A 14,788-nucleotide genomic window follows, 5' to 3' on the forward strand; every position below is an offset into this window, starting at 1 on the left:
AACAAATTTGAATAAAAAATAATTTAAATTGAATTAAATTTTAATTAAAGTGGAAAAATTATTTTAGTAAAAAATAAGGAGGATGAAAATGAATAAAGATAAAATTATAGAAAAAAATATAAAAGAAAAACTAGATAAAGAAATGGCATCTTTCGGGGTAGATATAAATGTTCGGTGTAGCAACGGTCGTGTAACTTTGTACGGAATAGTAGATAACTTATCCGAAAAAAATCACGCTCAAAAAATAGCAGAAAGCGTGGATGGCGTACAAAAAGTAGAAAATAATATCACAATTGCAATAGACAGCAAAATAACAGACAGAGATATAAAACATGGTGTTTTAAGAAATCTTCAAAATTCTAAATTTTATGATGAAATAGGAGAATTAGGGGTTGATGTCACTGACGGTATCGTAACTTTATATGGGAAAATTGATAACGCACAGCAAGAAAAGGAAAGTATAAATCAAGCAGCCCAAGCCATGGGTGTCAAAAGTGTAATAAGCAAATTAGAACTTAACAAAGAACATAAAATAGATGATGTATCTCTTGTAAATTTAGTAGTGCAAAAGTTATCTCGTTATGATCTAAGTTTGCCTGATTTAGTTATTACAGCAAACAATGGGACAGTAACATTAAGTGGATATGTAGATAATTTAAAAGAAAAAGAATTGGCCACTGAAGCAGCTCAAAGCGTAAATGGAGTAAAAAAAGTAATAAACCATATAAAAGTCAGAGAGAAGTCATAGAAAGATATGTCATTCTATGACTTCTACTCTTATGTTATTTTTTTCTACTTCCTTCTTTAAAGGATTTATCACATCTCCGTGAAGTATAACATCTAGAGCAGACCTTAAAGACTTGCCTACTATTATCTCAGTTATATCGTTTTCTTTTGCAAATTCCGCCAGCGTTTTTGAAATTTTTTTGCCCACCAAAATAGAAACTGTGCCACCCATTTTTTGTGCTAAATCAAAGAGCTCCAGCAATACTCTGTTTTGCTTTAAATCATTTGAGATGTCGTTGTTTTTGTTAACGTATACAACACAAAATTCACCATTAGTTTCTTTTGCTCTTTCAGCACCTCTTTCCACAAGCCTGCGGCAACTTTTTTGTGGGGTTACGCACACCATGATTCTGCTCTTCGCACCAGGCTTGTAACTTAAAATCATTTTAATAAACCCCTTTCAGGTGCATACTTCCCTTCCAAATATTATTATATGTTAGTTCTCTAACCTATGTCAAATTTATTAATAAGGCTTATATTCTTTTTAGATTTAACTGCCTCCTTTTCTTTAACTCTTTTATAAATTCTTTTAGATAACCTACCTCTTCTTGTGGGTGTTCTACCTCCATAAACTGTTTCATTGTATATCTGCGTAACTTTATCAAAACCTATATACCCATTTGCCAATACTTTTGTTTGATATTCCAAAGGAGTTTCTGTATCTGACTTTTTTAAGCCCTTTTTAGCTAAATAATTTACAATTTTTTGTAATAGTATATCACCAAAAACTTATTACCAATTATTAATTTTTTCTTCCGATCCCACCAAAAAGATATGAAAATCTATAAAGCTATTGCCACAAGTTAAATAACTTTTTTCCTATTATTACTTTTTTATAAAATTCTCTATAATTTTTTCTATATTAACATTATTCATTTTTAATCCACCGTATATTCAAATTATTTTTAGAATTTCCCGCATATCATTTATGACATAATCCGGTTTTGCTTCTTCTAATAGATTAAAGGGCAAGATTGTCCATTTAACAGCCACACTTTTTACACCAGCATTAGATGCACATAAGATGTCATAAGGACTGTCTCCCACCATTAAAGTTTCTTCCTTATTAGCATTTAACACTTCCAAAGCTTTTACAATTGGATCCGGATGCGGCTTGTGTCTTTCAGTGTCTTCTAACGCTACAATTACCTTAAAATACTTTTCCAAGTCAAAAAGCTTTAATCCCCTTACAGCCAATTCTCTCCTTTTAGATGTAACTATACCCATTTTTATACCATTTTTATACATGAGTTCAAGAGCTGCTTTCACATCTTGTCTTATTCTAGTATATTTATCATGATTGAATTCATTATACCGTCTATAAGTATCGACCATTAATTCCCATTTATCTTGACTAAATCTCTTTAAAGTTATTTGAAGGGGTTCTCCAAAGTAAGGAGTAACCTCTTCTGGTTGTATAATATACCCTAAGTGCTTTTGTATTGTATATTTAAAAGATTCTATGATAAGCTCATTAGTATCGATAATTGTTCCATCTAAATCAAAAAGTACTGTTCTTATCCCCATATTATCTCCCTTCATGACTTCTTCTCTCATTTTTAGTATACAAAAAAATCACTTCAGAACAACATATGAAGTGAAAAATTTTGCTATTCTGAAACTTTTTGAAAATAATGTATTAAACCTTTATATATTGCCCAAGCAATTTTATGTTGATAATTTTCGTCATTCAAAAGTTTTTCTTCTTCAGGATTTGTCATAAAACCACATTCCACAATAACTGCTGGCATTTTGGCGTTTCGTAAAAGATAATAACTATTAGAACTTTTAGCCATCCTGTCGTTATTAGGATCTAACGTATTTCTAAGCTCTTGTTGAATAAGTTCTGCTAATAGTTTACCTTTTTCAGAATTGTTTTGATAAAACACCTGTGCCCCTTTGTATTTAGATTGACTAAAGCTATTTAAATGAATACTAATTAAAACGTCTGCTGCTACTTCATTTGCTTTTACCACTCTGTTTTTTAAATCCTTTGAAAGAGAACTATCTAATAAAGTGTCGTCTTCCCTTGTCATCACTACAATACCACCACTTTCTTCAATAAGTTCCCTCAACTTTTGAGCAATCTCAAGGTTTAACTCATCTTCATCTTTACCATATTCTCCTGGTTTCCCAGGGTCATGTCCCCCATGGCCTGCATCTATAACAATAACTTTGTTCATTATTGGAACAGTTTTAAAAGCAGCTATATAATATCCTTTTTTAAAACTATATAACCCTACTATTAAACTTACAATTAGTAAAAACATCATCCATCTCTTAAATACCATATTCCCATCCCCTTATCTTTTAGTAAAAATTATTCATCTAAAAAAGTTTATATGTCACTTAATAATAAAACTCACATATTATGATTAGAGAAAGGGGGGGAAAAATATGGTCACCTTAGAATTCACATACGTAGTACAACCAGGAGACACACTATTTTCAATTGCTAAAAAATTTAACACATCAGTTGACGCTATAATCACAAGAAACAACATTATAAATCCATCTTTAATATATCCCGGACAAAGGCTTATCATTCCAGTACAAGGAAGTTATTATACTGTCCAACCTGGAGATACTCTATATCTTATTGCTCAAAAATTTAATGTTCCTTACGAAGCTATCATTTATATAAATAATCTAACATACCCTTATACCATTTATCCGGGTCAAAAACTATTCATCCCTGGAGTTAAAATAGTAGTACCTCAACCATCACTGTTTCCACAACCACCCCTACAAAAGCCTTGTCCAACCTATTACACTGTACAACCAGGAGATACTTTATGGACTATAGCTCAAAAATTTGGCGTATCTTTGGATGAGCTAATTAAAGCAAACTATCTGTTAAATCCAAATATGATATACGCTGGGCAAACATTGATAATTCCTTGTTCCACATCGCCACCCATTGAATATCCCACACTAAAGATTGGAGATAGAAGCCCCTTTGTAGTAAGCTTGCAAGCAAGACTAAAATCTTTGTACTTTGACCCTGGTCCTATTGATGGTATCTTTGGAAGAAAAACAGAAGAAGCCGTAAAAGCATATCAGCAAAGCAGAGGGCTTTCAGTAACAGGAATTGTCGATAATGTAACATGGAATGCCCTCTTGTTTGGAACTCCTCCTATTACTACCCCTACACTGTCAGGAAAAGTTTATATAATAAAACCAGGTGATACTTTGTGGAATATAGCAAAAACTTTCAACACAACAGTAGAAGCTATATTAAAAGCAAATCCAGATATTAAAGACCCTAACTTGATTTATCCTGGTCAAAGAATTATAATTCCTACATCTTCACAGGAAATAACTTATAACCAAGAAGTACAAGAAATAAATGAAGAACAAGAAGAAAAGCAAGAAAATGAAGAAGAAAGTGAAAAATAGTCAGGAAAAATCCTGACTATTTTTTTAAACTGTCTATGTATTTTTCTGCTACATAAGCCGCTGTTGCGCCATCTCCAGCAGCCGTTATAACTTGTCTTAAAGATTTGTGTCTTATGTCTCCCGCTGCAAAAACTCCAGGTATATTGGTTCTCATATCATCATCTGTCATAATATATCCATAATTATCAAGGTCTACTATGCCTTTCACCAATTCTGTATTGGGAGCATATCCAATAGCTACAAAGACACCATCTACATTTAGTGTGCTTTCTTCACCTGTTTTAACATTTTTAAGTTTGAGTCTTTCTACTCCATACTCTCCTTCTACATCGACTACTATAGTATCCCAAATAAACTCAATTTTTTCATTCGCGAAGGCTTTTTCCTGTTCAATCTTTGTAGCTCTAAGTTCATTTCTTCTATGAATTATATAGACTTTTTTCGCAAATTTAGTAAGGTATAATGCATCCTCTACTGCTGTATTTCCTCCCCCTATAACTGCTACTGTAGCATCTCTGTAAAAAGCTCCATCACAGGTAGCACAGAAGGAAATACCAGCCCCTATAAATCTATCCTCATTTGGAACACCTAACTTTTTAGGTGTAGCACCCATCGCTAAAATAATAGCTTTTGCTTCATAAGTTTTATTAGAAGTCTTAACTTTCTTTACATCTCCTGTAATATCTAGACTCTCAACATCTTCATTAACAATCTCAAGACCGTGCTTTCTTACCTGTGCCTCCATCTTGGCAACAAGGTCAGCACCACTTATCTCTTCATAACCCGGGTAATTTTCTAACTGATAAGTATTTACTATTTGCCCTCCCAGATAAGTTTTTTCAATAAGCACCGTTTTAAGCCTTGATCTTGCAGCATACAATCCAGCAGTAAGTCCCGCAGGACCTCCTCCTAAAATAATTAGATCGTACATAATAAAATCACTCCTCCCTTGAAAATAAAGTAAAATATAATAATGGAAGCAGTAAAAACACTACTTCCATTATTATACCACAAACTTTTTATATTTACATCATCCCAACTGGCTGTCTAAATTTATTTCTTGCCTCTTGTATATCCTGAGGTGGAGCCGGCTTGACAGGATACCATCCTCTTTGATTTATAGCATTCCAAACTGTCCTTTGATCTTCTAAGGTAGAATTTAAAAGATTGATATATTCTCTTCTTATGCTTTCATTTGCAGACTCAACTGCTGCATGGCTGAACATATCTATTGCCAATTTGTAACAGCCCAGTACATTCATCATAATATCCTTGTCACTAATTTGCGTATTTCCATACATATTTTTACACTCCTCCTAACTTAAATGTTTTAGCAAAGAATTGAAATTGTTTTGACATCTATTAGCAAGATTTTGGCATAAAGCTTTAAGTTGTGGGTCTTGACATCTCGTAGCATAATCGTTTAAGGTTTTTGTCATGTTTTGCTGTAATGATAAAATATCATCCAAATAAAGTAACTCCTTGTTTGAAAGTTGCATATTTATCCTCCCTTCTTAGATTTCATTTTTAATATGCGCACAAAAATAAAAAATATGCAGAGTTTTTCTGCATATTTTTTATTTTATATACCCTTTCCTTTTTAATTTTTCGATATGTTCTTTAAGTTTTTCTTCAATATTTATATTATACTTTTCCTCCAATACAAACATCATTGAAACTGCTACTTGAGCAACATCTAAAAGCTCCTCTGAAATTTTTCCCATTATCTCTTTTTCGCTTAAAGTGACATTTTCTCCGTTTAAACCTCTAAATTTTCCTATAGCTTGTGCCAATTCCCCTGCTTCTTCCATTAATTTAAGGGCAGTAGATTCCAGTGAGGGTGTCAAATTATTAAGCTTTGGCAAACTTATTTCTTTAAAACAGGTTTTCATGATTTCATCTCCACCTTTTAAGCTTTTTTTCGCCTTGCCATAAAGGTTGTCAATTGGGGCGCTACATTTTTAATCATATCAAGCATCTTAAAAGAAACATTCCGTATATCCCACTGAGCTTCATTAGTGCATCTCAAATTTGCAAAATGATCAAAAGCCCATAAATCCGCATTCATAAGAACCAACCGTTTGTGTGCATTTGTAACTAAGTAAGGACTTACTTCAGGTAATTTTTCTTTTAATTCTATAAATAATTCCTCTGAAGCTTTTATCGCTCTTATTAAAATTTCGGAAGCATTAGCTTTTTCGATATTGGGTGGAATAACAAAACCATTTTCAATTGTCGGTTCGCTGTAATCAAAGACAATAGTTCTATGCCGTAAAAGCTGATGCCAATTAGCTTCACTTATCTTCAGTTGAAATTTAAATCTGACCGATTTAAATGCCTCTATTAAATGGTCAAATTCCCCTATATCTTCGACTGCCTGCTGCAGGATTTTTCTTTTTTCCTCTTCGGACATATTCTTTACTGTTTTTTTCACTGCTTCAAAACTTTTACCTGAATATGTAAACAAAATATGCATAATTACAATGTCTACAGGAGAATCTTCGCTATCTTTCCCTGTATAGTCTATTAAAATGACATCCTCATCTGAATTTGATGATTCATCTTCTTTTACAACAGTTGCTAAATTTTTTAGTCTCTCATGAACTTTTAATTGATAAACAGTAGGAGTTGTATGCCGTAACATGCTCGGTGCAATTTTTTCCCCTTGTTCTACTATTCTTTCGGCTAATAACTTCGCCTCTTTAGTAGGATGCGCGAAAAGCTTTCTCACTATATCCTGTAAATCTAAAGCATTTAAAGCTACTGCAAAACTTGTCTTAGTAGCTAAAAGAAGGGCATATCTCGCATCTTCAAATGCAATTTTACTAATCCTATTGTAAAACCTTTCTTCACTTTCCCCCTCTTTTTTCTCTTCTGCCCTAGCTAAATATTTCGTCAAAATTTCTACAAGTCTTTCATAGGCATCATAGGAGGTATTCCAAACTTTTAAAAATTTCTCTTTCAAATCGGGCTTTTCTTCTAATTCTTGTGGTATCACTACTTTGTCTCTTGTAGGCTTTTGATACCTTTGGCTCCACTCTATAAAAGCAGGTCTTCTGTTCATAAGCTCAATATCCCCTGACAAAAGCCTTGAAACATCTTCCACACACAGGTGCATTAAATGCTGCTCAGCAATAGAAGAATGTCCAAACCTTTCCACCCACTTCTCGTGAAATTCTTTCGCCTTTTGTATTGCTTTTTCCAAAGGTATATTGTGTTTGGGTATGTAGTCAGTTATGTTTAAATCTCCATCTGTCAAAGACTCAAGTATATTAAGCCTCCAACTGGTGTCTCTTCTACTTACCTTCGAATTTATAGGTGGAATGATAAACTCCGGCAATGAATGTATGAAATATACAGGCCCATATACATCTGTCACAAACTTTTCTAAAAGCCTCTCCTCTTCAGGAGTTAATTTTCTCATTTTCATGTCAAGAACTCCCTTCAATTCACTTTTTGCATTTTATACTATTATACCATAAAACCTTTTTTGAAACCGGTTTCCCCTAAAACTCATAATCAGCAATGCCCCTCATTAGCTTTTTCGTTTTTTTTGACAAAAACTGATCTTACTAGTTTACCTTCCATAGAATAAATCGATATTTCTGCATCATTTATCCTAAACACTTGGTCAATAGCTATGTTTTTTCCTTCTCTGTTTGCCAAAAGTGATACAAGTTCTCCTATAGTATCTGACATATTTTCGGGAATATTTACATTTGCTATCTCATTTACTTCCCATATTGGCATACTCGAACTTACTATAACACCTTTTTCTGCATAAAGTTTTTCTGGAGTATATGTTTTGATAAGTAAAAATAGCACTCCTAAAGCCACAACACCTATCAACACGTCAAGGGTGGTTTTCGCCTCCATAATAATCTTTCGCGCTATAGCATAAAGAAGAACTTCCACCAAGCTTGAAGGAGTGTGCATGACCAACATCACAACCAACTCAAGACCGATTACCAATAAGAGTATATGACCTAAAAAACTCCTCATTATCTCATAAGTTTGAGAAGGCGGATGACTTATAATAATTTTTAAATATCCTACAAGGTCCAAAAAGCTAATTGCAACCCCGCTAACCAAAAATAAAGCCAGCAGTGCTTCCAATAAAGACACTACTTTTGTGAAGTTTGTGGGCAATCGCCACCAAAATTTGTTCCAAAATTTTAACATAAGGCTTTAGCCTCCTCATTTTTCAAACTCAATAAAGTCTTAAGCAATTATGTTAGCCCCAATTAACGTAATTAGAAATGCTAAGAAATCTAATGTTGATTTTAAAAAGACAATAAGGATAATATCATTATATTAAATTATTTTTGATTATTCAATCGAGTATTTACCTTTCTTTTTACGTAGGTTTTTTAATCGTATACTGTAACTTTTCAAAAGCCTTGTACCAAAAAATATCCGCCCCAATCCTATCTTAATTAAAGGAACAAAGGGCGGAAAAATAGCACCTATCTTCAGTTACTCAAAGATTAATTAAATGGTATCCATATAATTCTGTATATAAGCTACTAAGTATTCAATCAAGTTTGCTATCATATTTTTAAAAGAATTTCTACCTTCTGTCGAATTTTTATTTATCTTGCTACTCCCTCTTTTCTGTTTTTTCCTGTAAGTACTCCATATGTTTGAAGTATTAATAATATAGCCAAGACAAACAGCAAAACAGCAAATAACACCAGTATATAATTACCAGAAGCAATATTAGAGCGAACCAAAAATACAAGCGCTGTTAAAGTAACTATAAACATAAATATCATAGGAATAATGAGCATTTTATTGTTTCTACCTGCATTAGCAAGCCATGCAGCTACTGCCAGTAATGCTACCGCTGCAAGGAGCTGGTTAGCCGCACCAAATATAGGCCATATGGCCTTCCAGCTTGTAAATGCAAGTACAATAGAAATAATCACAGTGATTACAGACGCCACATACCTGTTACTAAAGAATTTCGCCACAGGATTAGAAGATGCTACTACCTCTCCAGCTTCCGTTATATTTTCAAAAAACTCCTGGAAAGCAAACCTAGCGAGCCTTGTAGCTGTATCTAGCGTGGTCATGGCAAATGCAGAAACTGCGAGGGCAGCAAAGGTCTTTCCAACAACCTGATTTATGCCAAAACTGGCCATAAAAGTACCTAAGCCCTCAGCAAATACATTGGTCGGGCCGAATTTAATAAGCTCTGCAAACTTATCTTGAGTAAGATACGCTGCGGTAATTATAGAAATTATAGCTAATGTGCTCTCTATAAGCATAGAACCATAACCTATTAACTTAGCATCTCCTTCTTTATTCAACTGTTTTGCTGTGGTACCAGAAGCCACCAATGAGTGGAAACCGGATATAGCACCACATGCTATGGTAATAAATAGTATCGGAAATAGATACTCTGTACCAACCTTTAAACTTGTAAACGCTGGAAGTTGAATCTTTGGGTTATAAAGAAGTATACCAACAGCACCACCAATCATCATTCCATAGAGAAGGAAAGAATTTAAGTAATCCCTTGGCTGCAGGAGTATCCATACAGGCATAACTGATGCAGCCACTATATAGACAGCAAGGATAATTATCCATGTAGTTTTAGATAATGAAAACGGAGCTACATACCCTATCCATATACATAATGCCAAAACCGCCACACCCAACGCAGTGCTCAAGCTAAGTGGTGCATTCCTTCTGTATACAGTAAATCCAAATATAACAGCCAATGGTATAAAAAGCAGTGAAGCAGTGGCTGCCTGTGGTGTAGCAACAAAAGTATCAGCTACTATGTTAGTAAAGGCTGCAACTATAAGTACCAGTGTCGACCACGAAAACAAAAGAAACAATCTTTTTGCTGTCAAGCCAACATTTGCTTGTATAATATCACCTATGGATTTGCTTTTATGCCTTAATGATGCAAGAAGTGAACCAAAATCATGGACTCCACCTATAAATATGCCGCCTAAAAGAATCCAGAGAGTTGCTGGCACCCATCCAAATATAGCAGCTTGTATAGGTCCGTTTATAGGACCAGCACCGGCTATAGATGCAAAGTGATGCCCCAAAAGGATAGGTGCCTTTGCAGGAACATAGTCCACACCATCATACATAGTGTGTGCAGGAGTATTATTGTCTGGCTTCAAACCCCACTGTTTTGCAAGCCAGCCGCCGTAAAAAATATAAGCAACTATAAAAAGAATAATAGCACTTACCAGTAAAATTATCGCACTCATTTATATGTTACCTCCTTTTTATTTATAATTGGGCTTTGGCGTAGAAATAATAAAATCCCTTATCACCTCTCTTCCCTTCCTGTTTGCCACCACCCTATTGGAAGCAATATCAACGCCTAGAAGTTTTATTTCTCCCCACCCTTTTACTCCAAATGTGAAGTATCTTATATACCTGTAATTTTTAATAAATCTTTCTACAACCCGGTCGATACTTCTATCAGTTACCATTACTCCGGTTAATATAGTACACATATGCTCCGAATGAGGTTTAACGAGAATTTCAACCTGCTCTTGCAACCATGCACCAAACTCTGCTGCATCCTTAATCTTCAAATTTTTATAATATTTTACAAACCTGTATTCATGAGTCTCGTATGCATCCAGCACACCCATCAAAAAATATCTTTCATTCCTCATATGAAACTCTGCATATAGATCCAGAAATTTACCGCTTAATTTATAGTCCCTGTATACATTATAGTAAACGTTATGTTTCTTTTCTAATAAATTTAAATATTCTTCTTTATCCATTTATGAACACCCCAGAAGATTACTCCTATGTATATATTCTACATAATTATAGAAATTCCTTCATTATTTAGAAAAAAAATTCGTCTTAACCTATCATCGCCATAGTAAAATCACTACTTTACCTTTACTATATGGTTACGTTATCATTATAGCAGATATTCCTATTGAGCCAAAAATTTTGCAAATAATAAAAAAAAACAGCTATCTCAAAAGATAACCGTTTTTTTATGGCTGGTGACCCATCCGCGACTCGAACGCGGGACACCCTGCTTAAAAGGCAGGTGCTCTACCTCCTGAGCTAATGGGTCATATGGTGGAGGGAGATGGATTCGAACCATCGAAGGCGTCAGCCAACAGATTTACAGTCTGCCCCCTTTGGCCACTTGGGTATCCCTCCACATTTTTAATATAATAAAAATTTCGTCTTAAAAGTTTTAATAAAAGCCACGTACCTTATTTTATCATATAGGCCCCTATTTGTAAAGGGCTTTTATGCAATTATTTTAATGCAAAAATATGTAAATAATTTCTATGTAAAATTTTAGCATCCAGCTGCCCCTGCTTGTCCTTTTCTGACTGGTCTCACTCACATTTTTTGTTCAATCAGCTGTGTAAAGCCGTTATGACGGCTGATTGATTCAGACTCACTCCCCTTTTACAGTATCTAATTTATGAGCTGGAGCTGGCAGTGGGATTCGAACCCACGACCTGTTGATTACGAATCAACTGCTCTACCACTGAGCTATGCCAGCAATAATTAAAAAACCTTAAAAAAAATTATGGTGCCTCGAAGTGGAATCGAACCACTGACACAGGGATTTTCAGTCCCTTGCTCTACCAACTGAGCTATCGAGGCATACTACTATAAATGGCGACCCAAAAGGGACTTGAACCCTCGACCTCCAGCGTGACAGGCTGGCGCTCTAACCAACTGAGCTATTGGGCCGCACTACTATTTAATTTTTAAATGGTGGGCCTTCAGGGATTTGAACCCCGGACCAATCGGTTATGAGCCGACCGCTCTGCCAGCTGAGCTAAAGGCCCATATTCACTTGGTGACCCCGACGGGATTCGAACCCATGTTGCCGCCGTGAAAGGGCGGTGTCTTAACCACTTGACCACGGGGCCGGAAATTGGCTCCTCAGGTAGGACTCGAACCTACAACCTACCGGTTAACAGCCGGTTGCTCTACCATTGAGCTACTGAGGAATATTTTAATTCCGGCAGCGACCTACTCTCCCGCGAAAGCAGTACCATCGGCGCTGGAGGGCTTAACTTCCGTGTTCGGAATGGGAACGGGTGTTTCCCCTCCGCTATCGCCACCGGAAATCCTAGACCCTCAAAACTGCACAAAGCCTTATGGTCAAGTCCTCGACTGATTAGTACCGGTCAGCTAAGAGTGTTACCACTCTTACACCCCCGGCCTATCTACCTCGTCGTCTTCGAGGTGTCTTACCCCCTTACGGGTGGGAAACCTTGTCTTGAGGCGGGCTTCGCGCTTAGATGCTTTCAGCGCTTATCCCTTCCGAACTTGGCTACCCAGCTGTGCCCCTGGCGGAACAACTGGTACACCATCGGTTCGTCCACCCCGGTCCTCTCGTACTAGGGGCAGTCCCTCTCAAGTTTCCTACGCCCGCGACGGATAGGGACCGAACTGTCTCACGACGTTCTGAACCCAGCTCACGTACCGCTTTAATGGGCGAACAGCCCAACCCTTGGGACCTACTTCAGCCCCAGGATGCGATGAGCCGACATCGAGGTGCCAAACCTCCCCGTCGATGTGGACTCTTGGGGGAGATCAGCCTGTTATCCCCGGGGTAGCTTTTATCCGTTGAGCGACGGCGTCCCCACTCACTGCCGCCGGATCACTAAGCCCGACTTTCGTCCCTGCTCGAGGTGTCCCTCTCACAGTCAGGCTACCTTCTGCCTTTGCACTCTCCCGCGCGATTCCCGTCCGCGCTGAGGTAACCTTTGGGCGCCTCCGTTACCCTTTAGGAGGCGACCGCCCCAGTCAAACTGCCCACCTGCCATTGTCCCTACGCCGGCTCCTCGGCTATAGGTTAGAATCCCAGTAGTCCCAGGGTGGTATCCCACCGCCGACTCCAGTAAGGCTCGCGCCCTACCTTCTACGTCTCCCACCTATCCTGTACAGAAACTACCAGCATCCAGTGACAGGCTGCAGTAAAGCTCCACGGGGTCTTTCTGTCCAATCGCGGGTAACTCGCATCTTCACGAGTACTACAATTTCACCGGGCCCCTCATCAAGACAGCGCCCAAGTCGTTACGCCTTTCGTGCGGGTCGGAACTTACCCGACAAGGAATTTCGCTACCTTAGGACCGTTATAGTTACGGCCGCCGTTCACTGGGGCTTCGGTTCAGAGCTTTAACCCCTCCCCTTAACCTTCCAGCACCGGGCAGGCGTCAGCCCCTATACTTCGTCTTCCGACTTAGCAGAGACCTGTGTTTTTGGTAAACAGTCGCTTGGGCCTCTCCTCTGCGACCCATCAGGGCTTTCAGCGCTCGGCCTATACCCCAATGGGTACCCCTTCTCCCTAAGTTACGGGGCCATTTTGCCGAGTTCCTTAATGAGGGTTCCCCCGCTCGCCTGTGGATACTCTCCTCGCCTACCTGTGTCGGTTTCCGGTACGGGCACCAAGCAGTTTACCGCTTAGAGGCTTTTCTCGGCAGTCTGGGCTCGGCTGCTTCGGTACTCTCTTTCCCTCCCCTTCGCCTCTCAGGCCATACGCAGGACGGATTTGCCTATCCTGCACCCTACTGGCTTGGACGCGCTCTACCAACCGCGCGCTCAGCCTACCCTCCTGCGTCACCCCTTCGCTTCCTGCTCGGTGGCAGGGGATTCTCTACCCCTTCTCCATCGCCTACGCTCTCGCCTCGGCTTAGGTCCCGGCTTACCCTGGGCGGATTACCCTCCCCCAGGAACCCTTAGGCTTCCGGCGGTAAGGTTTCTCACCTTACTCTCGTTACTCATGCCGGCATTCTCTCTACTGTACAGTCCAGCCTCGCTTACACTCGGCCTTCTCCCCGTACAGTACGCTCCCCTACCCCACCGCCTTACGCGGTAGCCCCAGCTTCGGTGGCATGTTTTAGCCCCGTTCATTTTCGGCGCAGGACCTCTCGACCAGTGAGCTGTTACGCACTCTTTAAATGTATGGCTGCTTCTAAGCCAACATCCTGGTTGTCTCCGAAGTCCCACTTCCTTCCCCACTTAACATGCCCTTCGGGACCTTAGCTGGAGGTCTGGGCTGTTCCCCTCTCGACCACGAATCTTATCACCCGTGGTCTGACTCCCAGGTTCCCGCCTATGGCATTCGGAGTTTGATAGGGTTCGGTAACCTCCTTGGCCCCTAGCCCATTCAGTGCTCTACCTCCATAGGCCTCTTCCCTGAGGCTAGCCCTAAAGCTATTTCGGGGAGAACCAGCTATCTCCGTGCTCGCTTGGCATTTCACCCCTACCCACAGCTCATCCCATGGCTTTTCAACGCCAACGTGGTTCGGGCCTCCACCAGATCTTACTCCGGCTTCACCCTGGCCATGGGTAGCTCGCACGGTTTCGGGTCTACGGCAGCAAACTTACGCCCTCTTCGGACTCGCTTTCGCTTCGGCTCCAGGCCTTAATCCCTTAACCTCGCTTGCTACCGTAACTCGCCGGCCCGTTCTACAAAAAGTACGCCATCACCTAGCTTACGCTAGGCTCTGACTGCTTGTAAGCGTACGGTTTCAGGTTCTCTTTCACTCCCCTCCCGGGGTCCTTTTCACCTTTCCCTCACGGTACTATCCGCTATCGGTCACCAGGTAGTATTTAGCCTTGGGAGGTGGTC

Annotated in this window: 14 protein-coding genes, 8 tRNA genes and 2 rRNA genes (1 of these 24 cut by a window edge); 2 read left to right on the top strand and 22 right to left on the bottom strand. The window is 38.9% G+C overall.

All coding sequences use genetic code 11. From position 1 onward, the window contains the following. Positions 1 to 88 precede the first annotated feature (88 nt). The gene (locus tag TMATH_RS09410; RefSeq protein ID WP_013150783.1) at positions 89 to 748 is read left to right on the top strand and encodes a BON domain-containing protein; all 660 of its coding nucleotides are present in this window, start codon (positions 89 to 91) and stop codon (positions 746 to 748) included. A 9-nt stretch (positions 749 to 757) separates the two neighbouring features. On the opposite strand, the gene TMATH_RS09415 is transcribed toward TMATH_RS09410, so the two are convergent. From TMATH_RS09415 to cwlD, 4 genes are all read right to left on the bottom strand, one after another. Next, complete coding sequence (locus TMATH_RS09415) at positions 758 to 1,171, bottom strand: universal stress protein (protein ID WP_013150784.1); 414 nt, start codon at positions 1,169 to 1,171, stop codon at positions 758 to 760. A gap of 59 nt (positions 1,172 to 1,230) precedes the next feature. Continuing rightward, positions 1,231 to 1,434: a hypothetical protein gene (locus tag TMATH_RS11725; protein ID WP_028992435.1), complete on the bottom strand. Its 204-nt coding sequence runs from the start codon at positions 1,432 to 1,434 to the stop codon at positions 1,231 to 1,233. Between the two features lie 246 nt (positions 1,435 to 1,680). Continuing rightward, a complete protein-coding gene (ppaX, locus tag TMATH_RS09425; RefSeq protein WP_232192559.1) occupies positions 1,681 to 2,328 on the bottom strand; it encodes a pyrophosphatase PpaX in 648 nt (215 codons plus the stop codon). Positions 2,329 to 2,396: 68 nt separating this feature from the next. Continuing rightward, positions 2,397 to 3,077, bottom strand: a complete 681-nt coding sequence (gene cwlD, locus TMATH_RS09430; protein ID WP_013150786.1) for an N-acetylmuramoyl-L-alanine amidase CwlD — start codon at positions 3,075 to 3,077, stop codon at positions 2,397 to 2,399. Positions 3,078 to 3,183: 106 nt separating this feature from the next. On the opposite strand from cwlD, the gene TMATH_RS09435 reads away from it, so the two are divergent. After that, on the top strand, positions 3,184 to 4,185 hold the full coding sequence (locus TMATH_RS09435; protein ID WP_013150787.1) for a LysM peptidoglycan-binding domain-containing protein: 1,002 nt from the start codon (positions 3,184 to 3,186) through the stop codon (positions 4,183 to 4,185). A 16-nt stretch (positions 4,186 to 4,201) separates the two neighbouring features. On the opposite strand, the gene trxB is transcribed toward TMATH_RS09435, so the two are convergent. The 18 genes from trxB to TMATH_RS09525 all read right to left on the bottom strand — a co-directional run. Then, positions 4,202 to 5,116 carry a thioredoxin-disulfide reductase gene (gene trxB, locus TMATH_RS09440; protein WP_012995873.1) on the bottom strand — a complete coding sequence of 305 codons (915 nt, stop codon included), beginning with the start codon at positions 5,114 to 5,116 and terminating at the stop codon, positions 4,202 to 4,204. 94 nt (positions 5,117 to 5,210) lie between these two features. Further along, positions 5,211 to 5,486: a spore coat protein gene (locus TMATH_RS09445; RefSeq protein ID WP_012995874.1), complete on the bottom strand. Its 276-nt coding sequence runs from the start codon at positions 5,484 to 5,486 to the stop codon at positions 5,211 to 5,213. A gap of 15 nt (positions 5,487 to 5,501) precedes the next feature. Continuing rightward, a complete protein-coding gene (locus TMATH_RS09450; RefSeq protein ID WP_012995875.1) occupies positions 5,502 to 5,684 on the bottom strand; it encodes a spore coat protein in 183 nt (60 codons plus the stop codon). Positions 5,685 to 5,762: 78 nt separating this feature from the next. Further along, a complete protein-coding gene (locus TMATH_RS09455; protein ID WP_012995876.1) occupies positions 5,763 to 6,077 on the bottom strand; it encodes a MazG-like family protein in 315 nt (104 codons plus the stop codon). A gap of 17 nt (positions 6,078 to 6,094) precedes the next feature. Continuing rightward, on the bottom strand, positions 6,095 to 7,615 hold the full coding sequence (locus tag TMATH_RS09460; RefSeq protein WP_013150788.1) for an FAD-dependent thymidylate synthase: 1,521 nt from the start codon (positions 7,613 to 7,615) through the stop codon (positions 6,095 to 6,097). Between the two features lie 89 nt (positions 7,616 to 7,704). Continuing rightward, entirely contained in the window at positions 7,705 to 8,367 is a 663-nt protein-coding gene (locus TMATH_RS09465) for a transporter associated domain-containing protein (protein WP_013150789.1), read from the bottom strand. A 410-nt stretch (positions 8,368 to 8,777) separates the two neighbouring features. After that, positions 8,778 to 10,418 (bottom strand): carbon starvation CstA family protein, encoded by a 1,641-nt coding sequence (locus tag TMATH_RS09470; RefSeq protein ID WP_013150790.1) that lies wholly within the window; start codon positions 10,416 to 10,418, stop codon positions 8,778 to 8,780. A gap of 18 nt (positions 10,419 to 10,436) precedes the next feature. After that, positions 10,437 to 10,949 (bottom strand): DUF8052 family protein, encoded by a 513-nt coding sequence (locus TMATH_RS09475; protein ID WP_013150791.1) that lies wholly within the window; start codon positions 10,947 to 10,949, stop codon positions 10,437 to 10,439. Between the two features lie 232 nt (positions 10,950 to 11,181). Beyond that, positions 11,182 to 11,257: transfer RNA gene (locus tag TMATH_RS09480), tRNA-Lys, on the bottom strand. Between the two features lie 3 nt (positions 11,258 to 11,260). Continuing rightward, positions 11,261 to 11,346, bottom strand: a tRNA-Tyr gene (locus TMATH_RS09485). A gap of 280 nt (positions 11,347 to 11,626) precedes the next feature. Continuing rightward, positions 11,627 to 11,701, bottom strand: a tRNA-Thr gene (locus TMATH_RS09490). A gap of 28 nt (positions 11,702 to 11,729) precedes the next feature. Next, a tRNA-Phe gene (locus TMATH_RS09495) sits at positions 11,730 to 11,805 on the bottom strand. Between the two features lie 13 nt (positions 11,806 to 11,818). Then, positions 11,819 to 11,895 (bottom strand) — tRNA-Asp (locus tag TMATH_RS09500). Between the two features lie 22 nt (positions 11,896 to 11,917). Continuing rightward, a tRNA-Ile gene (locus TMATH_RS09505) sits at positions 11,918 to 11,993 on the bottom strand. 9 nt (positions 11,994 to 12,002) lie between these two features. Beyond that, positions 12,003 to 12,077: transfer RNA gene (locus TMATH_RS09510), tRNA-Glu, on the bottom strand. Between the two features lie 6 nt (positions 12,078 to 12,083). Next, positions 12,084 to 12,158 (bottom strand) — tRNA-Asn (locus tag TMATH_RS09515). A 9-nt stretch (positions 12,159 to 12,167) separates the two neighbouring features. Continuing rightward, positions 12,168 to 12,276 (bottom strand): 5S ribosomal RNA (rrf, locus tag TMATH_RS09520). A gap of 32 nt (positions 12,277 to 12,308) precedes the next feature. Further along, a 23S ribosomal RNA gene (locus TMATH_RS09525) occupies positions 12,309 to 14,788 on the bottom strand (it continues 492 nt past the right edge of the window).

Origin of the sequence: Thermoanaerobacter mathranii subsp. mathranii str. A3, assembly GCF_000092965.1 — a bacterium.
In the GTDB taxonomy this organism is placed as follows: Bacteria; Bacillota; Thermoanaerobacteria; order Thermoanaerobacterales; family Thermoanaerobacteraceae; genus Thermoanaerobacter; species Thermoanaerobacter thermocopriae.